Annotated in this window: 22 protein-coding genes; 8 read left to right on the top strand and 14 right to left on the bottom strand. The window is 58.1% G+C overall.

Going from position 1 to position 24,645, the window contains the following annotated elements:
* The first annotated feature begins 28 nt into the window (after positions 1 to 28).
* Positions 29 to 2,029 carry a RecQ family ATP-dependent DNA helicase gene (locus ACT3R7_RS04250; protein ID WP_193091042.1) on the top strand — a complete coding sequence of 667 codons (2,001 nt, stop codon included), beginning with the start codon at positions 29 to 31 and terminating at the stop codon, positions 2,027 to 2,029.
* Here the strand turns inward: ACT3R7_RS04250 and ACT3R7_RS04245 are convergent.
* A complete protein-coding gene (locus ACT3R7_RS04245; RefSeq protein WP_193091043.1) occupies positions 2,010 to 3,125 on the bottom strand; it encodes a metallophosphoesterase in 1,116 nt (371 codons plus the stop codon). The two genes, ACT3R7_RS04250 and ACT3R7_RS04245, sit on opposite strands and share 20 nt — an antisense overlap.
* A 336-nt stretch (positions 3,126 to 3,461) precedes the next feature.
* Positions 3,462 to 4,043: a DUF2946 domain-containing protein gene (locus tag ACT3R7_RS04240; protein ID WP_193091044.1), complete on the bottom strand. Its 582-nt coding sequence runs from the start codon at positions 4,041 to 4,043 to the stop codon at positions 3,462 to 3,464.
* A 271-nt stretch (positions 4,044 to 4,314) separates the two neighbouring features.
* Between ACT3R7_RS04240 and ACT3R7_RS04235 the strand changes: the two genes are divergently transcribed.
* Positions 4,315 to 5,700, top strand: a complete 1,386-nt coding sequence (locus ACT3R7_RS04235) for a PepSY-associated TM helix domain-containing protein (RefSeq protein WP_319643909.1) — start codon at positions 4,315 to 4,317, stop codon at positions 5,698 to 5,700.
* 79 nt (positions 5,701 to 5,779) lie between these two features.
* Here the strand turns inward: ACT3R7_RS04235 and zigA are convergent, their stop codons facing one another.
* Together zigA and ACT3R7_RS04225 are read right to left on the bottom strand one after the other, a co-directional pair.
* Positions 5,780 to 7,006, bottom strand: coding sequence for a zinc metallochaperone GTPase ZigA (gene zigA, locus ACT3R7_RS04230; protein WP_193091045.1), 1,227 nt, complete (start codon positions 7,004 to 7,006; stop codon positions 5,780 to 5,782).
* Between the two features lie 93 nt (positions 7,007 to 7,099).
* Complete coding sequence (locus tag ACT3R7_RS04225; RefSeq protein ID WP_018918167.1) at positions 7,100 to 7,375, bottom strand: TIGR03643 family protein; 276 nt, start codon at positions 7,373 to 7,375, stop codon at positions 7,100 to 7,102.
* Between the two features lie 241 nt (positions 7,376 to 7,616).
* Here ACT3R7_RS04225 and ACT3R7_RS04220 point away from each other — a divergent pair, with 241 nt between their 5' ends.
* The 5 genes from ACT3R7_RS04220 (at position 7,617) to ACT3R7_RS04200 (ending at position 13,971) form a co-directional block, all read left to right on the top strand.
* A complete protein-coding gene (locus ACT3R7_RS04220) occupies positions 7,617 to 9,032 on the top strand; it encodes an ethanolamine ammonia-lyase subunit EutB (protein ID WP_417421123.1) in 1,416 nt (471 codons plus the stop codon).
* Positions 9,022 to 9,852 (top strand): ethanolamine ammonia-lyase subunit EutC, encoded by an 831-nt coding sequence (eutC, locus tag ACT3R7_RS04215; protein ID WP_496198842.1) that lies wholly within the window; start codon positions 9,022 to 9,024, stop codon positions 9,850 to 9,852. Before ACT3R7_RS04220 ends, eutC begins: the two co-directional genes overlap by 11 nt.
* A 102-nt stretch (positions 9,853 to 9,954) precedes the next feature.
* A complete protein-coding gene (gene eat / locus ACT3R7_RS04210) occupies positions 9,955 to 11,391 on the top strand; it encodes an ethanolamine permease (RefSeq protein ID WP_417421119.1) in 1,437 nt (478 codons plus the stop codon).
* A gap of 90 nt (positions 11,392 to 11,481) precedes the next feature.
* Positions 11,482 to 13,245, top strand: coding sequence for a bifunctional isocitrate dehydrogenase kinase/phosphatase (aceK, locus tag ACT3R7_RS04205; RefSeq protein WP_193091068.1), 1,764 nt, complete (start codon positions 11,482 to 11,484; stop codon positions 13,243 to 13,245).
* Positions 13,246 to 13,260: 15 nt separating this feature from the next.
* Positions 13,261 to 13,971: an SIR2 family NAD-dependent protein deacylase gene (locus ACT3R7_RS04200; protein ID WP_496198841.1), complete on the top strand. Its 711-nt coding sequence runs from the start codon at positions 13,261 to 13,263 to the stop codon at positions 13,969 to 13,971.
* A gap of 37 nt (positions 13,972 to 14,008) precedes the next feature.
* Here ACT3R7_RS04200 and bioA read toward each other — a convergent pair whose 3' ends face one another.
* The 6 genes from bioA to bioB are packed head-to-tail and all read right to left on the bottom strand — an operon-like array spanning position 14,009 to position 19,663.
* Positions 14,009 to 15,280, bottom strand: a complete 1,272-nt coding sequence (bioA, locus tag ACT3R7_RS04195; protein ID WP_496198840.1) for an adenosylmethionine--8-amino-7-oxononanoate transaminase — start codon at positions 15,278 to 15,280, stop codon at positions 14,009 to 14,011.
* On the bottom strand, positions 15,277 to 15,966 hold the full coding sequence (bioD, locus tag ACT3R7_RS04190) for a dethiobiotin synthase (RefSeq protein ID WP_193091071.1): 690 nt from the start codon (positions 15,964 to 15,966) through the stop codon (positions 15,277 to 15,279). Before bioD ends, bioA begins: the two co-directional genes overlap by 4 nt.
* Positions 15,963 to 16,757, bottom strand: coding sequence for a methyltransferase domain-containing protein (locus ACT3R7_RS04185; RefSeq protein WP_193091072.1), 795 nt, complete (start codon positions 16,755 to 16,757; stop codon positions 15,963 to 15,965). The genes bioD and ACT3R7_RS04185 overlap by 4 nt, the downstream gene beginning before the upstream one ends.
* Positions 16,754 to 17,470, bottom strand: coding sequence for an alpha/beta fold hydrolase (locus ACT3R7_RS04180; RefSeq protein WP_193091073.1), 717 nt, complete (start codon positions 17,468 to 17,470; stop codon positions 16,754 to 16,756). Before ACT3R7_RS04180 ends, ACT3R7_RS04185 begins: the two co-directional genes overlap by 4 nt.
* Positions 17,467 to 18,612 (bottom strand): 8-amino-7-oxononanoate synthase, encoded by a 1,146-nt coding sequence (gene bioF, locus ACT3R7_RS04175; RefSeq protein ID WP_193091074.1) that lies wholly within the window; start codon positions 18,610 to 18,612, stop codon positions 17,467 to 17,469. Before bioF ends, ACT3R7_RS04180 begins: the two co-directional genes overlap by 4 nt.
* Entirely contained in the window at positions 18,599 to 19,663 is a 1,065-nt protein-coding gene (gene bioB, locus ACT3R7_RS04170) for a biotin synthase BioB (protein WP_193091075.1), read from the bottom strand. Before bioB ends, bioF begins: the two co-directional genes overlap by 14 nt.
* A 155-nt stretch (positions 19,664 to 19,818) precedes the next feature.
* Here bioB and ACT3R7_RS04165 point away from each other — a divergent pair, with 155 nt between their 5' ends.
* Positions 19,819 to 20,571 (top strand): tRNA-uridine aminocarboxypropyltransferase, encoded by a 753-nt coding sequence (locus ACT3R7_RS04165; RefSeq protein ID WP_193091076.1) that lies wholly within the window; start codon positions 19,819 to 19,821, stop codon positions 20,569 to 20,571.
* 3 nt (positions 20,572 to 20,574) lie between these two features.
* Here the strand turns inward: ACT3R7_RS04165 and ACT3R7_RS04160 are convergent, their stop codons facing one another.
* The 4 genes from ACT3R7_RS04160 to ACT3R7_RS04145 form a co-directional block, all read right to left on the bottom strand.
* Positions 20,575 to 21,474 carry a DMT family transporter gene (locus ACT3R7_RS04160; RefSeq protein ID WP_192539134.1) on the bottom strand — a complete coding sequence of 300 codons (900 nt, stop codon included), beginning with the start codon at positions 21,472 to 21,474 and terminating at the stop codon, positions 20,575 to 20,577.
* Between the two features lie 2 nt (positions 21,475 to 21,476).
* Positions 21,477 to 22,730: a TraB/GumN family protein gene (locus ACT3R7_RS04155; RefSeq protein ID WP_193091077.1), complete on the bottom strand. Its 1,254-nt coding sequence runs from the start codon at positions 22,728 to 22,730 to the stop codon at positions 21,477 to 21,479.
* 30 nt (positions 22,731 to 22,760) lie between these two features.
* Positions 22,761 to 24,209 (bottom strand): TrkH family potassium uptake protein, encoded by a 1,449-nt coding sequence (locus tag ACT3R7_RS04150; protein WP_018918152.1) that lies wholly within the window; start codon positions 24,207 to 24,209, stop codon positions 22,761 to 22,763.
* A gap of 15 nt (positions 24,210 to 24,224) precedes the next feature.
* Positions 24,225 to 24,645 (bottom strand): TrkA C-terminal domain-containing protein (locus tag ACT3R7_RS04145; protein ID WP_496198839.1); only part of this gene is annotated, 421 nt, incomplete at its 5' end.

The raw sequence follows: 24,645 nt of genomic DNA, 5'->3' as shown, positions 1-24,645 counted from the left end.
AGGACGTAACCCCACTTTAGGACGGCGCATGACTTCAACTTCTCCGCGACAGACGCTGCAATCAGTATTCGGTTTCGATGATTTTCGCGGCGGCCAGCAGGCCGTGGTCTCCCGGGTGTTGGAGGGCCACTCCACGGCGGCTATCTTCGCGACCGGTGCGGGGAAGTCGCTGTGTTATCAGCTGCCCGCGCTGCATCTACCGCACTTGACGCTGGTGGTGTCGCCGCTACTGGCGCTGATGCAGGATCAGCTCGCCTTTTTAACCCGCCACGGCGTGGCGGCGGCAAGTATCGATTCCACTCAGGACCGCGATACCGTGCGTGATGTAATGGAGCGCGCCAGAAGCGGCGAGCTGAAAATCCTGATGGTCTCTGTGGAGCGGCTCAAGAACGAGCGTTTCCGGAACTTTCTGCGCCAGGTGAATATTTCGCTGTTAGTGGTCGATGAAGCTCACTGCCTGTCTGAATGGGGGCATAACTTTCGCCCCGACTATCTCAAGTTGCCAGAGTACCAGCGCGAGTTTGCGATCCCTCAGGTATTGCTGCTGACCGCTACGGCCACACCTGCGGTTATTGCTGATATGGGCGAGAAGTTTGCCATTGATCCAAACTATGTGATTACCACGGGCTTCTATCGGCCCAACCTTGAATTGCTGGTGCACCCGGTGATGGGTAACCGCCAGCAACATTTGATCGATTGGCTAAAACCCCAAATGCAGCCGGGCAATGAAGCGCCCAGCATCATATATGTCACCTTGCAGCAAACCGCCGAACAGGTAGCCAATGCCTTGGCTGCCCAGGGAATCAACGCCCAGGCATATCACGCGGGGCTTGATTCAGCCCGCCGGGATGAAATTCAGCGCCAGTTTATGAATGGGGAGTCGCCGTGCATTGTGGCCACCATCGCGTTTGGCATGGGCATCGATAAAGGCAATATTCGCAATGTCGTGCACTTTGATCTGCCCAAATCCATCGAGAATTATAGCCAGGAAATCGGCCGGGCAGGGCGCGATGGCCTGCCTTCCACTTGCTTAACCATGGCAGGGCGCGATGGCTTGCGCGTGCTGGAAAACTTTGTGTACGGCGATACGCCGGAGTACGCGGGCATCGTGCGCCTGCTTGAAGAGATCGCTGCTGCCGGTGCCACGCCAGAACGCCAATGGGAAGTGCTGCTCAATGTGCTGTCGCGCGATACCAATATTCGGCTGCTGCCGTTGAAAACCCTGCTCGTACGCCTGGAAATACACGGCATCATCGCACCACGCTTTGCCTTTCTGGCAGAATACCGGCTGCGCTACCACACTGATTCCGAAGCGCTTGTTGCACGCTTTCAAGGCGAGCGGGCGGCCTTTGTTCGCCTGCTGGTCGATAACATTCCGATTGCCCGCACCTGGGGGAGCGTGGACTTTGAACGGCTACAGTCGGCAGGCCAGGCGCAACACATCGATGCCTCGCGGGCCCGTGTGATCACTGCCCTTGAGTACTTTCAGGATAAGGGCTGGCTGACGCTGGAAGGCAAACGGATGACCGACGTATATGACGTCCGCCAACCGGAACTCAACCTTGAGATGCTGGCGAGCCAGCTGTATGACGAGTGTTTAACGCGAGAGCGGGGCGAGATCGAGCGGCTGCAAGCCATGCTGGCGCTGTTTGAGTCTGATACCTGCCTGACCCGGCGTTTAGCCGAGCACTTTGGCGACACCACGTTAAGTGCCAACGAAGATAGCCGATGCGGGCACTGCTCGGTCTGCTATGGGCATAGCGTTCAGCTACCTGCTGCGCCACCTTTACCGGCACTGGAAGTCACCGATTTTACCCGTTACGCCGCGCCCTTTATCGAACGCCATACGACACAAGTAGGCCAGCCACCCAACAGCCAGCGGCTAGCCCACTTTTTGTGCGGCTTGAGTATGCCGGTGTTTACCCCGCTCAAGGCGCGCAGCCTTGGTGGCTTTGGCGTGTTCGAGCAGCGCGCCTACCCAAAAGTGCGACAGTGGGCCGAGCAGTGCCTTAACCCTGGCGCAGCGTAATACGAGTGAGCTCTGAAGGCTTGCCCAGGCGCAGTGCAAACCCAGGCCAGAGGCCGGTGCCGTTGTTGACGTAAAGCGTCATTCCGTCAACATCGTAAAAGCCCGAGACAAAGCCGTTATTGGCCAAGGCCACAATACGATCAAACCCCCAAATCATGCCGCCGTGGGTGTGGCCGGAAAGCTGCAAATCGACCCCGGCGGCGGCTGCCCTGGCGGCATCAAACGGCTGGTGGTCAAGCAGGATAATTGGTGCGTTGGCGGGGGCGCCAGCGATTGCCTCATCTACATCCGGTGCGGGCCAGCCGGTACGCGGTGCGCGTAAATCGGTGATCCCAGCAAGCACTAAATCGGCGCCGTCTCGCGTGATTACGGCATGCTGGTTAGCCAGCGTCTGCATGCCTAATGATTGGTAGTGCGCCATCCACTGCTCGTAGCCAAAGTAGTATTCGTGATTGCCGGGGCTTGCATAAACGCCATCCGGTGCTGAAAGCGCTTGAAGCGGCGCTACATCCATCCGCCGGGTTTCAAGGTCGCCGTCGATCAGGTCACCGGTAATCACGATCAAATCAGGTGCCAAAGCGTTGGTTTTGGCGACCACGGCTTCAACCCAGGGCGCCTCGAATAGCCGGCTGATATGTAGATCGGTTAAATGGATAATTTGATAACCCTCAAACTGGGCGGGCAACCCACCAATGGTCACCTCGACTTCCTTCATGGGCGGGACGCGCGCCGCCTGATTGACCGCAAAGGCCGCGACTCCCAGCGCGAATACCCCGATGGCGTAACGTAGAAAGGCAGGAATTGCGAGTCCTCGTCTCTTTACCACCATCAAGAGAACCGCCATCAAGTCAACGACGAGCTGTAACACGGCCAGAAAAAGCATGGTGCCGAACAGCCAATTAATGGCCATCACCATACTTCTGGGAACCTCGGGAGAAAACATGCTGCCGAAGGCCAGATACGTCAGCAAGTGGTGCTGTGAGATGAGCAGGAGTAAGGCGCTGAGTGCAATCTTGAACCAGAGAGGCCAGCGGAGCGGCGCCAGGTAGCGGGCGATAACAATCAGGCAGGGTATGGCAACGACGAAGTGAAACATCAATGGCGCTCGCGTAAAGGGATGGGCGTAGTTATATAGATAAAAGGCTACATTAGCTATTCGGTAAAAATTTTGTGGTTGCTTGCACCGACGCTACGTCCTGGCTCTAAGTACTGGCTCTAAGTACTGGCTTCCTGGTGGCACTCGGATGCCGACCCTGGGTCGTGGCTGCCTTATTTTGTTGGATCGTCTTAACCCTAGGATGGGATGGTAGTGATAATTTAAGCGGAAGGTGATCAATAAAGAAAAACTATTATTACTGATCTTAATAAACAATAGTGAAAATAATTTGGTCGTTTATTTAAATAGTTAAAAGCGCACTAAAGCCGAGCCTTGTTATGCTTTAAAAAAGCTTAACAGCCCTATTTCTTTTTTACTGTTTCGCGTTACTATCAACACTGCTCGCGTATAATGTTTTAAGCAGCCATAGATAAAAAAGGGCGGCCCGCGGGTTAATGCATGCGGGTAGTTATACTGAAAAAGCGCCCCAGCTTTAGGCGCAAGAAACTCACCACAAAGTGCCAAAAAAACGTCATTGGCAATGGCAGGTAACGCGATTGAAAGCGACGGGCTGTGTTGCCACAGTTCACAGTAACCACACTGATTGTGCCAATCCGATAAGGCGCTTGACGGGGATAGACCAAGAGCCTTATCCAGCGGACTGATAGTGGGCTCGGCCTGATGGGCTACAGAATGACCGGCATGCTCATCGGCAGAGTGGTCATAGTGTTGGTCGCTAGCCGGGTGCCCATGGCTGTGGGCATGCTGAATATGCGTATGACCATGGTGGCCGTGGGCGTTATGACTGGCCTGCAACTGAGAAATGAGCGGGCCCGCAAATAACAGACACATGGCTACCCACGCCATCGCTAACGTAAAGCGGTAGTAGAGTAAGCGTGCTGAGCGAGACAGCGCCATCAAATCCAGCCCTCAGGGCATTAATAAGTGGCGTTATTGTAGCAGCCCTGTGGGGGGGCGCTATTACATTATGAAATAAATAATTGGCTGGTTTATAAGTCTACAAGTGCTGAATCTTATGCGACATAGCACCACATACTTTACGCCCGGTGTTTGAAAAGCTGTTTAATGTGCTGCTTATAGTTAGTTCGACGGGTTTTAAATGGCTAAGAATTTCACACACTGTGTATTTATAGAAAGCCTGCTCTAAACCCTTAGGGAAAGTTAAAAGATGCTAAAGAAAGAATCCCACCCAGCACCGCCTAGGCGAAGTGGAAAAATTCTCTTTGCGCTATTAATGCGGATGCACTTCTACGTAAGCATACTGGTAGGCCCTTTTATACTGGTAGCGGCCTTGACCGGCATCGTATACGTGTTAACACCTTCGGTAGAAACATGGCTTTACCGTGATGCGTTAACCGCGACTACGCCGGGCACCGCGCAGCCACTGGCTCGGCAAATTGAGACCGCCCAACTAGCTGCCGGGCAAGATACACTACCGGCAGCAGTTCGCCCCGCGCCAGATGCGTACAGCACCACACGGGTCATGTTTGCCGACCCAGCGCTCGGCCCTTCCGAGCATCGTGCCATTTTTGTTGACCCGGCAACGCTTGAAGTGAAAGGCGATATGACGGTTTACGGCACCAGCGGCATATTGCCTTTTCGTACCGCCATTGATCAATTTCACCGAGGCCTGCTGCTAGGCGATACGGGACGGCTTTACAGCGAGCTGGCCGCCTCGTGGCTATGGATTATTGCCCTATTGGGGCTAATGCTTTGGATCGCGCGCCGTAAAGCGCTGAGCGGCCAAAGCCCGCGCATGAAACCCAGGCGCCACCACGCCACCGTGGGTGCGCTGGCACTTGTCGGACTGCTGTTCTTTTCAGCCACCGGGCTTACCTGGTCGCAGTGGGCTGGAGGCAATATCGGCGAGCTAAGGCAAGCCTGGGGATGGGGTACGCCTAGTGTGTCTACCGTACTCGAGGTGCCCGGCAATGCGACGAGTCATGCCCATCACGATATGCATGCCGACCACGGCGTGAGTAGTGCCCCCGAAGTGTGTGAGCACGCAAGCTCTGAAGGGTTTGATCAGGCGCTGTCGGTGGCTAGAGGTGCCGGGTTAATGGCGGAAAGGATTCAGATAGAGCCACCTGCCAGTGAAGGCCGAGCGTGGCGTGTGGCTGAAATCGACCGCCGCTGGCCTACCCAGGTAGATCAGGTTGCCCTGAACCCCGGCGATATGCAGATTCTCGATCAAACGGATTTTTCTACCTTCCCTCTGGCGGCAAAGCTGACGCGTTGGGGCATCGATTTGCATATGGGCGTCCTCTTTGGGCTGATCAATCAGCTGGTGTTGGCTCTGTTTGCCGCCGCCTTGGTTTTCCTGATTGTGTGGGGTTATCGGATGTGGTGGCAGCGCATCAAAAGCACCACGGTTAACCAGGCGCAGACCATGACGGCACTGTTTATCATGTTGCCCCTATCCATTCAGCTGGGCTTGATTGCCATGATGGTGGGGCTAGGATTCGCCTTGCCGGTACTGGGCGGCAGCCTGGTCGTCATTGCGCTGATTGATACGCTACGCTGGTTGATCTCGAAGAAAGCTCAAAAGGTCTAGGCACAAGCGCTGCTATTACGCTTTAACTGAAAAGCCCCAGGTCGTACCTGAGGCTTTTTGACTGACTCAAAAAAAGGGTTTATTCCCACGCGGGGAAGGGGTCAGGCAGCGTTTTCCAAACGTCCATGCCTTCCAATAGCTCGGCTTCGCTAAGCAGGCAATCATCCAGCGCTTGGCGCATCCGCGCTTGATCCAGCCCCTGGCCGATAAACACCAGCTCCTGGCGCATATCGCCAAACGGCTCCTGCCATTTTTCCTGAATAAACGCGCGGTATTCGGCATCCTCCGGCCAGCGCTCTTCCGGAATGGCTTTCCAGAACATGCCCGCTACGCCGTGGTGGGCAATGCCGCCTGCCTGGCTCCATTGTCCGGCCCACTGAGGGCGAGTGGCCAGCCAGAAAAAGCCTTTGGAGCGCAATAGACCTTCGCCGAACCACTCGGAATGGAGCAGATCGTGAAACTTCGCTGGATGAAATGGGCGCCGGGCATGATAAGCGAAGCTGCCAATGCCGTACTCCTCGGTTTCGGGCACGTGCTCGCCGCGCATCTCTTTCAACCATCCGGGCGCCTGCTGAGCACGTTCAAAGTCAAATTTGCCGGTATTTAGCACCTTATCCAGCGGCACGCCGCCCCGACTAATCGGTACCAGCTCGGCATCCGGGTTAAGCGAGCGCAGAATAGCCTTTAATGAGGCAAGCTCCTTATCGCTGATCAGGTCCGTTTTACTGATTAATAACACATCGCAAAACTCGATCTGATCGACCAGCAGGTCGGCCACGTTACGCTCATCTTCATCATTCAGGCTCTCGCCAGCCTCTTCCAGGCTTTGTGCTTCGCGGTACTGCTTAAGGAAGTTGGCGCCATCCACCACCGTTACCAGCGTATCCAGCCGGGCCACGTGGGAAAGGCTCTGGCCGCTTTCATCTTCAAAGGTAAAGGTTTCCGCCACGGGCAGCGGCTCGGAAACCCCGGTGGATTCAATTACTAGATAATCAAACTTGCCCTCTTTGGCGAGCTGATTGACTTCGATAAGCAAATCTTCGCGCAAGGTGCAGCAAATGCAGCCGTTGCTCATCTCCACCAGGCGCTCTTCAGAACGGTTGAGCGCCACTTCGCTCTCAAGCGTCGACTCACCGGGGCCACCACGCACCAGCGCAGCGTCAATATTCACCTCGCTCATATCGTTGACGATCACCGCCACACGCAGGCCTTCGCGGTTGGCGAGAATATGATTGAGCACGGTAGTTTTACCGGCACCCAGAAAGCCCGACAGCACGGTAACGGGCAGGGGAGAAAACGCAGTCATTGCTAGCACGCCTCTAAACGGGTTTATGTTATGTAATAGTATAACAATTAGGAGGCGATTAAAAAGCGTGTGTTGTGTCAGACAGGAAAAATCTCAGCGCTTGTATTGGGTAGGGCAGTAGCCGCGCAGCACATTTGGCGAGCGCAAAGCGCGATGCTTGGTAGTGCGGCCGGTGACGCGCCTGCGCCAAAGCCGAAACGAGGCGGGCTTTAGCTGTTGGCGCATTACGTCGATGACATCGGGCTCTGAAAGACCAAACAGCGTTTCGATGGCTTCAAACGGCGTGCGGTCTTCCCAAGCCATTTCAATCACGCGGGACTGCTCATCATCCGGCAGGCAGCGAAAACGTTTTACCGATGCGTTGGGCATATTGGCACCTTACAGGGAAATAAATGAGAGGCGACGTAACGACGCCATTATAGGGCATCAAAATCGGCCAGTGGTTCAGGCGAGCTTAAAATTGGTACGAAATGTGCTTATAGAATACTGGGTGTTAGGGCGGCAGCCTATGCACACGGGGCGTAGCTATCGTAAAAGCGCTATGGTTAAACCCAATAACTTTCTATTTCGTATCGCCTAGGCGTTAGGAAAATAAATACAAGGAAACACCATGGCCCAGACCTTTCAAACAACAGTAGGCAGCCGCCATTATCGCTTTAAAAGCCTTGCCGAACTGATGGCCAAAGCGACCCCGGCTCGCTCGGGCGACCGGCTGGCGGGTGTAATCGCCGAAAGCGCGGAAGAGCGCGTGGTCGCGCAGATGGTTCTGGCGGATCTGCCGCTCACCACGTTTCTAAACGAAGCCCTGGTGCCCTACGAGCAGGATGAAATCACCCGGCTGATTATCGATGACCATGACGCCGAGGCTTTTGCGCCCATCCAGCATTTAACGGTGGGAGATTTTCGTAACTGGTTGCTTTCGGACCAGGCAACTTCAGAAGCCCTGAGCGACGTTCGCTCTGGCATTACCCCGGAAATGGCTGCGGCGGTAAGCAAGTTGATGCGCAATCAGGATTTGATTCTGGTGGGCAAGAAATGCCGGGTCGTTACGGCGTTTCGTAACACCATCGGCCTGCCGGGGCGGCTTTCTACTCGACTACAGCCCAATCATCCGACGGATGATGTTACCGGCATTGCCGCGAGCATTCTGGATGGTCTGTTATACGGCAGCGGCGACGCGGTGATCGGGATTAATCCGGCGACTGATAACGTCGCCCAGAGCGTGAAGCTGATGCGCCTGATGGATGACGTGATTCAGAAGTATCAGATTCCCACCCAGTCCTGCGTGCTTACCCATGTGACCAATACGCTGGAGGCTATCGAGCAGGGCGCCCCGGTGGATCTGGTGTTTCAGTCAATTGGCGGCACCGAAGCGACTAACCGCAGTTTTGGATTCGATTTAAGCATTCTGGCCGAGGCTGAAGCGGCGGCTCAGTCGCTGAACCGGGGTACGGTGGGGCACAACGTCATGTACTTTGAAACCGGCCAGGGCAGCGCGCTTTCTGCCGATGCTCATCACGGGCTTGACCAGCAGACCTGCGAGGCCCGCGCCTATGCGGTCGCACGTAAATTCAACCCGCTGCTGGTCAATACGGTCGTCGGTTTTATCGGCCCCGAGTACTTATTCGATGGTAAAGAGATCACCCGAGCCGGGCTTGAGGATCACTTCTGCGGCAAGCTTCTGGGCGTGCCCATGGGCTGTGATGTCTGCTATACCAACCACGCCGAAGCCGATCAGAATGATATGGATAACCTGCTGACCCTGTTGGGCGTGGCGGGCTGCAATTTCGTGATGGGCATTCCGGGCTCTGACGACATCATGCTCAATTACCAGACCACCTCGTTTCACGATGCGCTCTACGCCCGTCGGGTGCTCGGGCTCAAAGTCGCGCCTGAATTTGAGCGCTGGCTTACCGAGATGCAGATTTTCCAAGATGTGAAAACGCATCAGCTAAACGACCAACTGCCCGCCGCGTTTGCCAACAGCCTGCGCCACCTGCCCAAGGAGCCGCATCATGACGTCTAACAAGCCTATCGTGGTTGAAAACCCCTGGGAGCGGCTGCGCGCGTTTACCGATGCACGCATTGGCTTGGGCCGGGCTGGTGTCAGCCTGCCCACAGGCAAGCTGCTGGAGTTTCAGCTGGCCCACGCCCAGGCACAGGATGCGGTGCACTGCCCGCTGGATGTCGAGGCGCTGGCTCAGCAGTTGCAAGAAGCCTTTGTGCTTGAGCATGAGCCGCTTCGCTTGCACAGCCAAGTGGAGGACCGTGCCATGTATCTCCAACGCCCCGATTTTGGCCGCAAGCTGAATGATGAGTCGCGCGAGCGTTTGGAAGCCGTAGCTTCGAAGTCCCGCGTGGACTTGGCTGTGGTGGTCGTCGATGGGCTTTCCGCGTTGGCAGTCCAGCAGAACAGCCAGCCGTTCTTAAAAGCACTTTATCAACAGTTTGAGCAGGATAGCGCTGAGTGGCAGCTGGCACCGCTCGCTATTGTCGAGCAGGGCCGGGTGGCGATAGGCGATGAAATTGGCGCGCTGCTCAATGCCGATGTGGTATTGGTAATGATTGGCGAGCGCCCGGGGCTTAGCTCGCCGGACAGCCTGGGGCTTTATATGACCTGGGCGCCGGAGCCCGGGCTCAAGGATGACCGGCGCAACTGCATTTCCAACGTGCGCCCTGCCGGGCTGCAAATGGATGAAGCTGCCAGACGGCTATTTCTGCTCTTGAAAGAGGCGCGTCAGAAAAAGCTTTCCGGCGTCAAACTCAAAGACCGCAGCGAGGATAATGTGCTGGAAGGCGACTCCGCTGCGCCGGGCTCAACGCAGAATTTTCTGGTTGCTGATTAAACTCAATGACGTATCACTACTAACAATAATAGAGAACTTGGCATTACAGCCTGACAGCACGCCGCTGACATTCGCTTCGTTCCTCACTAAAAGGGCAAGACAATGACACAATCTTCTGTTGATCAGGCGTACCTGGCCAAGCGCCAGCTGCGTAGAGGCACCGCTGGCTGGCTACTTCTGGCAGGGCTTGGGGTGTCCTACGTTATATCGGGTGATTTCGCGGGGTGGAACTTTGGCATCGCCGAGGCCGGGTGGGGCGGGTTTGCGATTGCCGCCTGTTTAATGGCCTTGATGTATCTGGCGTTGGTGCTATCGCTTGCCGAGATGTCCGCCGCGATTCCCGCGGCTGGTGGTGGCTACAGCTTTGCCCGCCAGGCGATGGGGCCGGCCGGGGGCTATTTAACCGGGCTGGCGGTACTCATCGAGTACGCTCTGGCGCCCGCCGCGATCGTGATTTTTATTGGCTCCGCGGTGGAAGCCCTCACCGGCCTGGATGGGCCGCTGGTGTATCTGCTGTTTTACGCAGCCTTTATCGGCATTCACCTGGCAGGGGTTGGGGAAGCGCTAAAGGTGATGATGGTGATCAGCGGCTTGGCCGTGTTTGCCATTTTGGCCACGGCGGTGGCGCTGATCGGCAGTTTTGATGTGGACAATCTATTCGATATTGCGCCCACTGACGCGGCCGGCGCCAGCACCTTTATGCCTTATGGCTGGTACGGCATCTGGGCGGCGCTGCCGTTTGGCATGTGGCTGTTTTTAGCCGTGGAAGGCGTACCGCTGGCTGCGGAAGAGGCCAAAGACCCCGCCCGCGATATGCCCAGGGGGATTATTGCTGCGATGCTGTTTTTGCTCTTCACGGCCTTGCTGGTCGTGGTATTGCTGGCCGGGGCCGCCGGAGCTGAAATGATTGGTCAAAGCGGTGTGCCGCTGGTGGATGCACTTAACGCGGCGGGTAACCCAACGCTTGCTACGCTGGTGAACGTGCTGGGGCTGGCGGGCCTGATTGCCTCGTTCTTCTCGATTATTTATGGCTATAGCCGCCTGGTGTTTGCGCTTTCCCGAGCGGGTTACCTACCGAAAAAGCTGTCGCTGACCAGTCGCCGTAAAGTGCCGTATCTGGCGCTGATCGTGCCGGGCATCTTCGGCTTTCTGGCCTCGTTAAGCGGCGAGGGCGATCTGATCCTGGCGATGGCCGTGGTGGGCGCCACGCTTTCCTATGCGCTGATGGCACTTAGCCATATTCTGCTGCGCCTTAAGCGCCCCGACCTGCCGCGGCCCTATAAAACACCTGGGGGTATCGTCACGTCGTCTATCGCCCTAGTGCTGGCGCTGGTCGCCCTCACCGGCGTTTACGCGTTTGATCCGCGTGCATTTAATTACACCATCGTGCTGTTTATCATCGGTGCGGCGTATTACTTCCTGTACAGCAAGAACAAGCTGGTGGCGAAAACCGCCGAGGAGGAGTTTGCGCTGGTCATCGCCGAGCCGGACGTAACTCCCGCCACGCCAGAGCCGGCAATATCTGGCGCAAAACCGTAACGCGGCCGTCTTGCTGATAAAGCCCCCGCGCTCAATAGCCCGGGGGCTTTGCACCGTATAGGCTGGGGGAAAACGCCAAGAGATTCGCCTGTGAAAACCACGCCCGCCGACCGCCTGGCCGCCACCATTCTGCACGGTTTTGAAGCGTATCGAACGCGCTTTAAAGCCATCACCCAAGACGCCCATCGGCGGTTTCGCGAGGGCGCTTGGCGGGAAGGGCAGCAGGCCTCGGTTGATCGCATTAACCTCTATCAGCAGAAGGTCCAGGAGGGGCTGGCGAGCCTTAAACAGGCGTTTTCAGAAGACACGTTGGCCCACTGCGACCTGTGGCGCGAGGCGCGCGATCAGTATGCCGAGCGGATCAGCCAGCGGCTGGATTACGAACTGGCCGAGACGTTCTTCAATTCGCTGTTTTGCGCCGTGTTCAACCATCGCCATATCCGCAACGACTGGATGTTTGTAGAAAGCTCTCGAGCCGACGCCGCGCACCGTTCGGGGATCGAACTATGTCGCCGCCACCGGGTCGGCGGTGATTGGCAAAATGCTTTGACCTGGGCACTGGACGGCGCCGGGCTTGAAAACCCCTTCGCCGATATGGCTAGCGATACACGCCTGGGCGCGGCGCGTCTGGCAGAGCTTCTGCCCGCCGCCATCGCTCACGCCGAAGACGCCGAGCTTGAGCTGCTCAACAGCATTTTCTACCGCAACAAGGGCGCCTATCTGGTGGGGCGGATAAGTGGCGGCGGCCAGCACGTACCGCTGGTACTGCCTATCCGCCACAGCGAACGCTTTGATGAACAGGCGGGCGCGGACCCCGGGCTGCATCTGGATACCGTGCTGATCGACTCCGACGATGTGGCGATAATTTTCTCGTTCACCCGCGCCTACTTTCAGGTAGATGTAGCGGTGCCCGGCGAGTTTGTCGATTACCTCCAGACGCTGATGCCCCATAAACCGGCCGGTGAGCTGTATGCAGCCATTGGTTTTTTCAAGCACGGCAAAACCGAGTTCTTTCGTGCCCTGAACCGCCAGGTCGCCAAGCGCGAAGACCAGTTCGTGATTGCCCCGGGCGTGCGCGGCATGGTGATGGCGGTGTTTGTGCTACCGAGTTTTCGCATGGTATTCAAGGTCATCAAGGACAAGTTTGACCCCGCCAAGGACGTGACACATGCCGTGGTGCGCGAAAAGTACCGTCTGGTAAAGCGCCACGACCGGGTGGGACGCATGGCCGACACTCAGGAGTTCTCCAACTTCACGGTCCGCAAGGATCATTTCGCCCCCGAGTGTTTGGCCCACCTGCTGGACGTTGCGCCCTCTACGGTTTATTTAAAAGGCGAGAAAGTCATCATCAAGCACTGCTATACCGAGCGCATGATGACCCCGCTGAATATTTACCTGGAGCAGTGCAGTCATGAGGCGCAGCTGGCCGTGCTCAAGGACTACGGCGATGCCATCAAGCAGATGGCGGCGGCCAATATTTTTCCCGGCGATATGCTGCTTAAAAACTTTGGCGTTACGCGCCAGGGGCGGGTGATCTTCTACGACTACGATGAAGTGTGCTATCTCACCGAATGCCACTTTCGCGCCATTCCTGTCTCAAGCGATGGCGATTACCTGAGCGGTGGAAATGAAAGCTTCTCCATTGGCCCGAACGATATCTTTCCCGAGGAGTTTGGCCCGTTCATGTTTGCCAACCCGGAGCGGCTGCGGATTTTCAAGACCTTCCATCCCGAGCTCTTCGAGGTCAGCTACTGGCAGGGCCTGCAGCAGGCCATTGTCGATGGCCGTATCATTGACGTGTACCCTTATGGAAACGAGCAGCGCTTTGTAGACGCTGAACAGCAACTGCGGTAAAGCAGCGAGGTAATCATGACGACAGCGCGCCATCTGGTGGTATTTACCGGCTCGGGGATCAGCGCCGAAAGTGGTATCAAGACATTTCGCGCAAGCGACGGGCTGTGGGAAGACCATCCGGTTGAAGAGGTGGCCACGCCGCAAGGCTGGCAGCGTGACCCCGAGCGCGTATTGGGTTTTTATAACCAGCGCCGCGACCAGATCCGCAAGGCCAAGCCCAACGCGGCGCACCGTGCGCTGGCAAGCCTTGAGCAGGCGGGCTTCAAGGTCACCATCATCACCCAGAACATCGATGACCTGCACGAGCGGGCAGGCTCCAGCCAGGTGATTCACCTGCATGGAGAAGTACTCAATGCGCGCTCCAGTGTAGATGAGCGCATGCGCTATCCGCTGAAAGGCAATATTGTGCTGGGCGATGTGTGCGATAAAGGCAGCCAGCTGCGCCCGGATGTGGTCTGGTTTGGCGAAGCCGTACCGCTGTTTGAAGAGGCCTGTGAGATTGCCACCCAGGCAGATTTCTTGCTGGTGGTGGGCACGTCGCTTGCGGTGATGCCGGCCGCGTCGCTACTCTCTTACATCGACTACGATACGCCGTGCGCGCTGATTGACCCTGATGCCGATGCGCTGAGCCCACCCGGCGTGGCGGCCATCAACGCCACCGCCGGGGAGGGCGTGCCTGCCTTGGTGGAACAATGGAAAGCACGCGGTAAGCTGGTGCTACCGTAAGTTCAGGTGATCCATCGGTTCAGGTAATTAAGAGACGCTAATCCTCTGTAAACCAGGCCTTCATGACATCAGTAATTTGGGCCATCTCCGCAGGCGATGTGATATAGGCAGGCATGGTGTAAAGCCAGCGGCCAAACGGGCGCAGCCATACGCCGCGCTGGCGGGCAAAGCTCGCCACGCCGGCAAGCGCATCTGCCGTGTGCGTTTCGATGACTGCCGTGGCGCCAAGAACACGCACGTCGGCCACCGCCGGGTGAGCGTTTAACGCGCGGTCATCGAGTAGCTCGCGTTTTAGCGTCTGGTTGAGCATGGCGATTTTGCCTAGATAATCCTCTTCTTCAAATACCCGCAAGCTCTCGAGTGCGACGCGGCAGGCCAGTGGGTTTCCCATAAAGGTAGGGCCGTGCATAAAGGCATGCTGCGCGCTGTCGCCGATAAAAGCGGCGTGAACGCGGTCCGTGGCAAGCGTTGCCGCATGACCCAGGTAGCCGCCGGTCAACCCCTTGGAAAGCACCATGATATCCGGCGTGACGCCTGCATGGTCGGCGGCAAACAGCTTGCCGGTGCGCCCGAAGCCGGTGGCTACTTCGTCAAACACCAGCAATACGCCAAACTCATCGCACAACGCTCGCGCACCGCGCAGGTACTCGAGTGAGGTCATGTTCAGCCCGCCGGCGGCTTGCAGCAGCGGCTCCATCAGCAGAGCGGCGATCTCGGCATGGTGGCGCTCAAGAATGCTGCGCAAGGCGTTAAGGTCCGCTTCGACCTGCTCAGGCGAGGCATCAAAAGGGGCCGTAGGCGCGGGTGCAAAGTGATGCTTTGGCAACAGGCCGGCAAACAGGCTGTGCATGCCCTCTTCCGGGTCGCAGACCGCCATGCAGCCAGTGGTGTCGCCGTGGTACGCCTTCATCAACGACAGCATCTTGCATTTGCCGGGGCGCCCGCTCAGCACCTGGTATTGAAGCGCCATCTTCATTGCCACTTCCATGCCCACCGAGCCGCTGTCGGAGTAGAAAACGTGATTAAGCCCGGCGGGGGTGATGCGTACCAGCTCACGGGCCAGCTGATCGGCGGGCTCGTGGGTCAGACCGCCCAGCATCACATGGCACAGCGTGCCCGCCTGCTCGCGAATGGCTGCCACCAGGCGTGGGTGGCTGTAACCGTGAATCATGCACCACCAGGAACAGGTGGCATCCAGCAGGCGCTCGCCGCTTTCAAGCTCAAAATGAGCGCCGCTGCCGCCGACCACTCTGGGAGCGGGCGTTTGGGTTTTAATATGCGCATAGGGATGCCAAACCGGCGAACTCATAAGGCCTCCAGAGAGAGATAGCGATGGGCGGTAGCGGCATCGGGGTTTGCCAAATGAGGGATGATGCCCAGGCAGGGCGCCGTCAGCTTGTCCTCAAGATGGGCGATATTACTCGCAAAGCGAGCAGGCTGAGCCTCAAAGGCAGGATCAACCACGCTGCCTGCCCAGCCCGCAAGCGTCAGGCCATCGGCGCGAATAGCTTCGGCTGTTAAACGCGCGTGATTCAGGCAGCCGAGCTTTAAACCAACCACCAGGATGACTGGTAGCCTCAACGCGATCGCAATGTCAGCAAAGTCCTCCTGCTCGTTGAGCGGCACGCGCCAGCCGCCTGCGCCCTCGATCAACATGAAGTCCCGGGCCGTCTGGCTAAGCGTTTCGCGCAGCAGACGGGTGATATCACTCACACTTAGCGACTTGCCCGCTTCCAGCGCGGCCAGATGAGGTGCGATGGCTGGTTCAAAGGTGAGCGGGTTGACCGTGGTGTAGTCGACCGGTGGCTCGCATTGGCGTTGCAGCGCCAGGGCATCACTATTGCGCAGCCCATCAGGCGTTTGCATGCTGCCAGAGGCGATGGGTTTGAGCCCCAGCGTACTTAGCTGTTGGCGTTGGGCCGCATGGAGTAGCGCGCCGGTAACGAGCGTTTTGCCCGCATCGGTATCGGTGCCGGTGACGAAGAAACACGTCATCGAGGTTTCTCCAGCTGCAAGCTTAGGCAGTGGTAGCTGACCGGCAGCCCCCGTGGCTCGCGAAGCTGCTCAAAGCGCGCTGCTGCCGCTGTCAGGTCAGCCCGGGTGAGCGTAGCATTGGGTCTGGCCACTTGGGCGCCCACCCCCTTGATGGAGGCCATGACCGCCTTGAAATCAGGGTAAAAAAACGTCTCCACCCAAGTCGACTGCTTCAATGAGAGCAGGCCACTTTTGCTGATAGCGGCTTCAAGCACGCAACATGCTGGCGTTTTCAGCACAGCGTCTGGCCGCTGCCAGGCGAAGGCAATCTCGCTGAGCGTGCCGGGCAGCAGTGTAGTAATGAACGCCTGGCCGCCCGGGGCCAATACGCGATAAAGCGCCTCCATGACGGCCAAGCTGTCGCGGCACCACTGGATCGCCAGATTGGAAAATACCAGGTCCAACGATTCTGCGGGCAGGGGTAACGATTCGGCACTGCCCAGTTGCCAGGTAATCGTATCGCCATGGCGCGCCCGGGCGTGTTCCAGCATACCCGGTGCAATATCCAGCCCCGTCACGTGCGCGGTGGGGTAACGAGCGGCCAGCCGCTGCGACCAGTAGCCGGTGCCGCACCCCAGGTCGAGTATGTGCTGGGCGGTGCCTGGCAGGCCGCGCCACAGCGACTCGCCGATATGCCGCTGGGCGCTGGCCAGAGTGTCATAACGAGACGCCGCCCGAGAGAAGGCGCGGGCTACTTTGGCCGGCCAGTCAGCCTCGGGCGGTAGCAGCGGTTGCGCGGTGCTGAGACTCATGCGACCTCCTTTGCGGATAACAAGGCGGCCTGAGTGGCGAGCAGTGAGGCCAGATGTGTCGGCTGCGAAAGCATCGGACCATGGCCACATTGCTCAAGCGTCAGCGCCTCGTGGCGTGCAGTTTGGCTTGCCAGCGGGTCGTGCTCGCCTACCAGGTGAACCACCGGACAAGGAGGTGTTTTGAGGCGCCGGCGGTTATCCAGCGTGGCCAGCCAGTGAAGGCCCGTAGCCAGTGTCGTGTGATCTGCAACAGGCGTCTTGCCCAATAACTCGCGAAGCTGTGCATGAGCGTGATGGGGCGTGGGCTCGCCCTGGGCCTGCCAGTGCAGGAAGTGCCGCCAAGCGGCATCAGGGCGGTGCGCAAATACTGCCTGGAAGTCGGCAAGCTCTGCGGCAAGCGTGCTGCCCGGCGCACAGAATCGGGCGCCTGCTCCCAGCAGCACTAGCCCCCTCGGCGCGGGCAGGTAATCAAGCAGGGCGGTTGCCAGCAGGCCGCCCAACGACCACCCCACCCACACCGCATCGCTTGGCAGACGGTTCGCCATGGCCGCGGCAAGTGTCTCCATGGTGGCGTTGCCAGGTAGAGAGGGCGTCTTGCCGTAGCCTGGCCAGTCAACGGTGACCACATCAACGTTGTCTGGCCAGTGGGGCTCAAGCGGCTGCCAGATGCGCTGGTCAATTCCCCAGCCGGAAAGCATTACCAGGCGTGTCATGAAATCTCCCGACGGCAGGCGTCCAATGTCTCAAGCAACTGATCAATATCGCCGCGCGAATGGCGGGCGCTCAGCGTGATCCGCAGGCGCGACTCACCCTTGGGCACTGTCGGTGGACGAATCGCGCCAACATCGATCCCCGCGTGGTGCAGGCGTTCGGCCCACAGCATTAAGCGCGATTCGCTTCCCAGCAACAGCGGCTGAATGGGCGTGCGTGATTCGCCGAGTGGCAGGTTGAGCCGCCAGGCCTCCTCACGAAAGTAACTGATATACCGCTCAAGGCGCTCGCGGTGCTCGGGTTCACGCTGAACAATGGTGAGCGCTTGAAGCGTCGCGGCGGCAACGCCGGGCGGCTGCGCGGTGGTGTAGACATAGCTTCTGGCGAACTGGGTCAGGTGGTCAATGAGCAGCGCATCACCCGCGACGAACGCACCGCCAGTACCTAGCGCCTTGCCTAGCGTGCCCACCAGAATGGGCACTTGCTGGCTACTCCAGCGAGGCCCGACGCAACCGCTACCGTTAACGCCCATAACGCCCATGCCATGGGCATCATCGATCATCAGCCAGGCGTCATGCTGCTGGCTTACCTGCGCCAGAGCGGCAATATCGGCCACGTCGCCGTCCATGCTGAAGACACCGTCGCTTACCACCAGCTTGTGTGTACAGGCGCTGCGTGCCATCAGGCGGGTCAAATCGTCAATATCGTTATGGTGGTAGCGCCGCGAGCGAGCGCCGCTCAGCGCACTGCCATCCAGCAGTGAGGCGTGATTGAGTCGATCGTGAAAGATGGCCGTATCAGTATCGGCAAGCGCTTGGAGTACGCCCAGATTCGCCATATAGCCGGTGGAGAACAGCAGCGCGTGCTCGCGCCCCGTCCAGGCGGCCAATGCCTCTTCCAGGGCTTCATGAATCGCTAGGTGGCCGTTTACCAGATGCGATGCGCCGGCACCCGCGCCAAACCGTCGGGCACCTTCGGCCTGAGCGTTCTGGACCCGCGGGTCTTTCGCCAGGCCGAGGTAGTCATTGCCTGCGAAATCCAGCAATTCCGGCTGCCTGATGCGCCGAGTGCGCCACTGCCGAGCATGCTGGCGAGTATCATGAGCATAGCCTAGCCGCTCACGCCACGCTTTAGACACTGGCATCCACCGCAAGCTCGGCGGCGCGTTCATTAAGCCGTTGCTGCTGCGCCTGCTGGGCAAGGCGTGCGGCCTGAGTATCTTCACTTTCACAGGTCTCGCGCTTTTCAGGGTGAAGGCCCAGCTTGGCAAACAGGGCGCGGTCGCGGTCGGCCTGAGGATTGCCGGTGGTTAGCAGCTTGTCACCGTAGAAGATCGAGTTGGCGCCCGCCAGAAACGCCAGCGCCTGGGTAGATTCGCTCATCTGCTCGCGCCCGGCCGAAAGACGCACGTGGCTTTGCGGCATCATTATACGGGCAACGGCGATGGCGCGGATAAATTCGAGAGGGTCCATGTCGTCTGCGTTTTCCAGCGGCGTGCCGGGTACTTTTACCAGCATGTTGATCGGCACTGACTCTGGGTGGGGAGTGAGTTTCGCCAGCTGTTGCAGCAGGGCGCTTCTATCCTGGGCGTCTTCGCCCATGCCCAAAATGCCACCCGAACATACCTTCATGCCCGCGTCGCGCACCGTGGCCAGGGTCTCCAAGCGGTCGCTATAGGTGCGTGTGGTGATGATCTCGCCGTAATAGTCGGGCGATGTGTCTAGATTATGGTTGTAGTAATCAAGCCCAGCGGCCGCCAGGCGGCTGGCCTGAAGATTGTCCACCATGCCCAGCGTCATGCAGGTTTCAAGCCCCAAGGCCTTTACCTGACGCACCATCTCTTCAACCAGCACTAAATCCTTGTCGCGAGGGCTGCGCCATGCAGCCCCCATGCAGAAGCGGCTGGCGCCTGCCGCTTTTGCCGCCTGAGCTTGCTCGACGACCTTTTCGATCTCCAGCAGCTTCTCTTTTTCGAGCTTCGTGTTGTAGTGGCCGGATTGGGGGCAGTACTTGCAGTCTTCCGGGCAGGCGCCGGTTTTTATCGACAGTAACGTGGATATCTGCACGGCGTTGGCATCAAAGTGCGCCCGGTGAACCTGCTGGGCCTGAAACAGCAGATCATTGAACGGCAGCGCAAAAAGCGCATTGATTTCGTCTAACGTCCAGTCATGGCGGGGGGCGGCAGTCGCAGTCATCGGTAAACCATTTCAGTTTAATAAGTTGACTAGACTTTATCGGCGCCAAGAGTGTTATGTCAACTTCAAGAATTTTTCTGGTTTACATGGTTGGGTTCGTCATTCGGGATGCCCTGCTTTATACTCTGCGCCCTTTTCTTCTGTCTGGAGCGCGGATGTCTGCCTCTGATACTTCCCCTGAGTGTGATCCGGCTACCGGCCATTCGCGCCCACCGCGGCGTGAGTTCAAGGCGCGGGGCAGTTTTGTCATACGCTGCGAAGGCTGCAATCTACCCAAGCTGAACTGCCTGTGCCCGTATCAGGTAAAGGCGGAAAGTGACGCCCAGGTATGGCTGATCACCCACTCACTGGAGCACTACAAACCGACCAATACCGGCCGGTTGATTGGTGATGTGCTGGCGCAAACCCAGGTGTTTACCTGGTACCGCACGGCGCCCGATGCGCAGTTGACCGCTCTGCTGGCAGACCCGCGCTATGCGCCGTTTTTGATTTTCCCTGATGATCAGCCCGACTATGCGGATCGCGTGGTGGGGATGGACGCCGTGCACAGCGCCAAGCAGGATTCACGCATCCCGGTGTTTATCATTCTGGATGGCACCTGGCGTCAGGCGCGGCGCATGTTCCGCAAAAGCGCTTACCTGGATAGCTTGCCGGTACTGCCTTTACGTACCGAGCGCGAAACCCGCTACCGGCTGCGCAAGCCTGCTTCTAAAGCGCATTTATGCACGGCAGAAGTGGCTATTGAGTTGCTGCGCCAGGGCGGGGATGAGAACGCGGCGGCGGTACTGGATGACTATTTTGACGTGTTCAACGACAGTTACGCCGCCAGCCGCTTCTACAAGAAAATTGCCGAACCCACGGAAGCAATGACGCGCCTGTTAGCACGTCAGGAAGTGTTGGAAGACTAGGATTTAGCGGGCAGCGCCGGGTAACCAGCGCAGCAATATTTTCCGCACCCAATACCAGCGGTTAATCAGCAGGGCGGTAAAAATCAGCCCACAGCCGAGCAACTGAAGCGGTGCCATGGTTTCGCCAAACCACCAGGCGGCGAATAACGCCGTCCATACCGCTTCCAGCATCAAAACGACCGAGGCATGGCTGGGCGTGGTCATCCCTTGGGCGGTGATCTGCAGGAAAAACCGCGCAGAGCTTGCGAGCAGCACGCTGGCGATAAACCAGCCTAAAATGGACGTATTAAGCGCCACGGGCTGACGTTCAAACGTAAACGACACGATGGTTAACACGGTACCCACCGATAAAAGCTGCAGCGTGGTCAACGGCAGGGCGGGTACATTACGCACTACGCGGGTATTAACATTAATCAGGAACGCAAAGCAGAGCGCTGCGCATACCATTAATAGCTGGCTGGTTTCTACTCTAAAGCCCGCATTGAGCGAAAGTAAGGCAAATCCCAGCAGGGCAACGGGCAGGGCTATCCAGGTGGTGCGTGGCGGGCGGTCGCCAAACAGCAGCTTGGCGACCACAGGTACCAGCAGTATCCCAAGGCTATTGATAAACGCGCTTTCGCCCAGATGGTTGGACGTTTTAAGTCCCATGATCCAGAAGCCGATGGCGACGCTAAACAGCAGGCCTACAAAAATGCCGCGCCGAATACGGCGGGCGGGCATACGGCTTAGCGCAGGCCAGGCAAACCCCAGCAGGATCAGCCCGGCCAGCAAAAAGCGCGTGCCGATAAACAGCAGCGGTGGCATCCCGGCAAGGGCTTCTTTGGAGAAAATCCACCCGCCTGCCGCCAGTATGGTTACCAGCAGCAGCAGGGCATCCGCCTGCCAGGGCGCGCGCCGGTGCATACTCACGCGGCGTCGCCACCAAACAGAGCGCCGGCAATTCTGAAGCCCGCGACCCAGGTACCTATCGCCGAGCCCAGCGTTGCCAGGATAAACACCAGCAGCGTGCGCGATACACGATTTTTCCACCAGCCTTTAAGGTGAGTGACATCTTTACGCAGCGATGAGAAGTCACGCACTTTGGGCTTGCGCATGTAAAGCTCGACCCCAGCGGCGACAAAGCCTGCGCCAATGGTCGGGTTTAGCGAGGTCAGTGGAGCGGCAAAGAAGGTGGCGATGACCGTGACCGGGTGGGCAAGAGCAATAATGGTCGCACCGCCGGATAAGATGCCGTTGATCAAAAACCACTCCAGCACCAGCTGCCAGCCGAGATCCGTATTGCGTGAAAAGCCAATCGCAAAGCCGGTAATCACCAGAATGGTAATCAGCCAGGGCAGAGCCTTCCACAGCTTAGAGGGCGGCGGTGTTGCTTCCAGGGCTTCACGCTCAACGGTGGGATTTTCGGGAAGCGGGGCCTCCAAGTGCTCAACGGTACCTTTGAGATGCCCGGCGCCCAGTACCACCAATACGTTTTTGAAGCGCCCGGGTGGGGCCTGTTCGGCAAGACGCAGAGCCATATAGCGGTCGCGTTCGCGAATCAGCGGGGTATACAGCGCTTCCGACTCGGCGGCAAACTCGCTGAACGTGGCTTCCAGCATGTCGCCTTCTTTAAGCTTTTCGATCTCTTCCTTGGATACGTCCTGGCGTGATAGCACGCTGCCAATCAAGCCGGAAAAAAGCGAAAACCGCTGCCACCAGGGAACGTTACGGTAGATGCGCTTAAGCGTTACGCCCACATCGCGGTCGACCAGCAGCAACGGTAGGTTGCGGCTGCGGCACTCTTCAAGGGCTGCACGCATCTCCGCGCCCGGCTCAATACCCGACTGCTCGGCGATGCGCTGCTGGAAAGCGCCCAGCGCCAGGCTTGCCGCTACCATACCGGCCTTACCCTGCTTGAATACCTGGAACAGGTCCTGCTCGCCCATAGCGTCAGGGTTATTCATGCTGTGGTGGCGGGCATCGCAGAGCTCGATGGCGATAGCGTCAAAATGGCCGCTATCGGCAAGGCTGCGCACGTCATCAGCACTTTGCGCCGAAACGTGTGCCGTGCCCAATAGCGTATAGGTGGTATCGCCAACGGCAACCGTTTTCAGCGGCCCGCTGGTGGCCGGCAAGGCGGCAGGTGCCGCGCTCAGCGGGGTGGTTTCATCGTGATTCATGATATCTCAACTCAAATAATAAAGCGGGTGCTAGCGTCGCCAGAAGGCCGGGGTAAACAACACTAACACGGTAAAAATTTCTAGGCGGCCCAAGAGCATCGCAAGTACCAGTATCCATTTCGCAAGGTCAGGTAGCTCGCCGTAGTGGCTGCTGGCTTCGCCGAGTGCGGGGCCCAGGTTATTAAGCGCGGAACCCACCGATGACCAGGCCGTGATCTGATCGACACCGGTGGCCATCACGCCGACCATCATTAAAAAGAACAGCATGACGTAGGCGGAGAAAAATCCCCAAACCGCCTGGGCGATGCTGTCCGGTACGCTTACTTTGCCGACCTTGACCGCAATCACTGCGTTGGGGTGAATCAGGCGCATGACTTCACGCATGCCCTGCTTGAGGATCAGGATAATACGGATAACCTTCATGCCGCCCGCGGTTGACCCTGAGCAGCCACCCACAAACGCTGCAATGAAGAGTAAAAAGGGTAGCGCGCCGGGCCAGGCCGAGAAGTCGGCCACTGAAAAGCCTGCCGTGGTGGCAACCGACACCACCTCGAACAGACCGTAGCGTAAGCCGCTCATCGTATCGTAGGTTTGCGTCAGCCATAAGGTGATCACGGCGATGGTGACCAACCCCGCCAGAAACAGCATTAAGAAGCGCGCTTCAGGGTCCTGGAAGTAATGCAGCAAGCGCTTTTCGCGCCAGGCTATAAAGTGCAGGCTGAAGCTGAATGCTGAAATCAGCATAAAGCCCACGCAGATCAGCTCGATAGACGGGCTATTGAAGTAGCCGATGCTGGCATCGTGGGTCGAGAAGCCGCCAATCGCCACGGTCGAGAAGCTGTGCCCGAGCGCATCGAACCAGTTCATGCCCGCGAGCATATAGGCCACCATGCAGGCAATAGTCAGCGTGGCATAGATATACCACAGCGCCTTGGCCGTTTCGGTGATTCTGGGGGTCAGCTTGGAATCCTTTAGCGGCCCCGGGATCTCGGTGCGGTAGAGTGCCATCCCGCCGACGCCTAGCATGGGCAGAATCGCCACGGCCAGTACCACGATCCCCATTCCGCCTAGCCACTGGAGCTGCTGACGATAGTAGCGAATCGATTCGGGTAGAAAATCGATCCCGGTAATCACCGTGGCACCCGTCGTGGTCAAGCCGGAAAAAGATTCAAACACTGCGTCGGTAATGCTCAGCGCGGTATCGCCAAACAGCATTAAGGGCAGCGAACCGAACAGGGCCAGTACCGTCCAGAACATGGCCGCAATTAAAAATCCATCACGGATGCGCAGCTCTTTACGAGCTTTTCGATTAGGCAGATAAATGATCAAGCCGGTCACCACCGTAATGGCGAGACCAATCATAAAGGCGTGCCAAACCCCATCGCGAAACCATAGGGAAATTAACATGGGGGGGAGCATGGTCAGGCTAAACAGCATCAGCAGTAGCCCTAAAATGCGTGAAATGACCCGCAGACTCATGGTTGTTGCATGCTCCTAAAAGAACGTCAAACCGACTTGGAATAGGCGTTCCACATCACGGATGCGGCGCTTGTCGATCACAAACAGAATCACGTGGTCGCCGCTTTCCACCAGGACATCGCCGTGGGCGATAATGACTTCCTTGCCGCGCACAATCGCGCCGATGGTAGTGCCGTCCGGTAGGTTGATCTCGCGGATGGTACGGCCCACCACCTTGGAAGACTGTTTGTCGCCGTGGGCGATAGCCTCAATGGCTTCCGCCGCCCCACGGCGCAGCGAGTGCACGTTGACGATATCGCCGCGGCGCACGTGGGTTAAGAGGCTGCCGATAGTCGCCTGCTGGGGAGAAATCGCGATATCGATATCGCCGCCCTGCACCAGATCCACATAGGCGGCGTTGTTGATCAGCGTCAGAACCTTTTTGGCCCCCAGGCGT

This window comes from Halomonas sp. AOP43-A1-21 (assembly GCF_052376775.1).
In the GTDB taxonomy this organism is placed as follows: Bacteria; Pseudomonadota; Gammaproteobacteria; order Pseudomonadales; family Halomonadaceae; genus Vreelandella; species Vreelandella colorata.
This window is presented reverse-complemented; position numbering and strand designations above follow the sequence as displayed.

What these genes read in the sequence shown, in the direction of transcription:
- ACT3R7_RS04250 (WP_193091042.1), top strand. Translation starts at nt 29, where the DNA reads ATGACTTCAACTTCTCCGCGACAGACGCTGCAATCAGTATTCGGTTTC.
- ACT3R7_RS04245 (WP_193091043.1), bottom strand. Translation starts at nt 3,125, where the DNA reads ATGTTTCACTTCGTCGTTGCCATACCCTGCCTGATTGTTATCGCCCGC.
- ACT3R7_RS04240 (WP_193091044.1), bottom strand. Translation starts at nt 4,043, where the DNA reads ATGGCGCTGTCTCGCTCAGCACGCTTACTCTACTACCGCTTTACGTTA.
- ACT3R7_RS04235 (WP_319643909.1), top strand. Translation starts at nt 4,315, where the DNA reads ATGCTAAAGAAAGAATCCCACCCAGCACCGCCTAGGCGAAGTGGAAAA.
- zigA (WP_193091045.1), bottom strand. Translation starts at nt 7,006, where the DNA reads ATGACTGCGTTTTCTCCCCTGCCCGTTACCGTGCTGTCGGGCTTTCTG.
- ACT3R7_RS04225 (WP_018918167.1), bottom strand. Translation starts at nt 7,375, where the DNA reads ATGCCCAACGCATCGGTAAAACGTTTTCGCTGCCTGCCGGATGATGAG.
- ACT3R7_RS04220 (WP_417421123.1), top strand. Translation starts at nt 7,617, where the DNA reads ATGGCCCAGACCTTTCAAACAACAGTAGGCAGCCGCCATTATCGCTTT.
- eutC (WP_496198842.1), top strand. Translation starts at nt 9,022, where the DNA reads ATGACGTCTAACAAGCCTATCGTGGTTGAAAACCCCTGGGAGCGGCTG.
- eat (WP_417421119.1), top strand. Translation starts at nt 9,955, where the DNA reads ATGACACAATCTTCTGTTGATCAGGCGTACCTGGCCAAGCGCCAGCTG.
- ACT3R7_RS04200 (WP_496198841.1), top strand. Translation starts at nt 13,261, where the DNA reads ATGACGACAGCGCGCCATCTGGTGGTATTTACCGGCTCGGGGATCAGC.
- bioA (WP_496198840.1), bottom strand. Translation starts at nt 15,280, where the DNA reads ATGAGTTCGCCGGTTTGGCATCCCTATGCGCATATTAAAACCCAAACG.
- bioD (WP_193091071.1), bottom strand. Translation starts at nt 15,966, where the DNA reads ATGACGTGTTTCTTCGTCACCGGCACCGATACCGATGCGGGCAAAACG.
- ACT3R7_RS04185 (WP_193091072.1), bottom strand. Translation starts at nt 16,757, where the DNA reads ATGAGTCTCAGCACCGCGCAACCGCTGCTACCGCCCGAGGCTGACTGG.
- ACT3R7_RS04180 (WP_193091073.1), bottom strand. Translation starts at nt 17,470, where the DNA reads ATGACACGCCTGGTAATGCTTTCCGGCTGGGGAATTGACCAGCGCATC.
- bioF (WP_193091074.1), bottom strand. Translation starts at nt 18,612, where the DNA reads ATGCCAGTGTCTAAAGCGTGGCGTGAGCGGCTAGGCTATGCTCATGAT.
- bioB (WP_193091075.1), bottom strand. Translation starts at nt 19,663, where the DNA reads ATGACTGCGACTGCCGCCCCCCGCCATGACTGGACGTTAGACGAAATC.
- ACT3R7_RS04165 (WP_193091076.1), top strand. Translation starts at nt 19,819, where the DNA reads ATGTCTGCCTCTGATACTTCCCCTGAGTGTGATCCGGCTACCGGCCAT.
- ACT3R7_RS04160 (WP_192539134.1), bottom strand. Translation starts at nt 21,474, where the DNA reads ATGCACCGGCGCGCGCCCTGGCAGGCGGATGCCCTGCTGCTGCTGGTA.
- ACT3R7_RS04155 (WP_193091077.1), bottom strand. Translation starts at nt 22,730, where the DNA reads ATGAATCACGATGAAACCACCCCGCTGAGCGCGGCACCTGCCGCCTTG.
- ACT3R7_RS04150 (WP_018918152.1), bottom strand. Translation starts at nt 24,209, where the DNA reads ATGAGTCTGCGGGTCATTTCACGCATTTTAGGGCTACTGCTGATGCTG.